Genomic DNA, 236 nt, shown 5'->3' on the forward strand with positions numbered 1-236 from the left:
ACATTATGTAGTGTAAAAACAGGAGGAAATCACTATATGAAAACGAATCAAGAAATAGGAACACTTTTTGTACGTGTTATTCTAGGTATTATCTTCTTTCTACACGGACTTCAGGCATATCAAGGGGGTCTGGGAGGAACAGCGGCACTCTTTGGACAAATCGGTATACCTGAATTTATGGCCTATATTGTGAAGACAATTGAGCTAGTCGGTGGTATCGCCTTGATTTTAGGTCT

Annotated in this window: 1 protein-coding gene; it reads left to right on the forward strand. The window is 39.4% G+C overall.

Annotated elements, in window-relative coordinates:
- Nucleotides 1–36: 36 nt before the first annotated feature.
- A partial coding sequence (locus AC0IXA_RS28140) for a DoxX family protein (protein WP_471815017.1) occupies nt 37–236 on the forward strand: 200 nt, incomplete at its 3' end.

It is taken from the genome of Pseudomonas sp. AC083 (assembly GCF_979253165.1).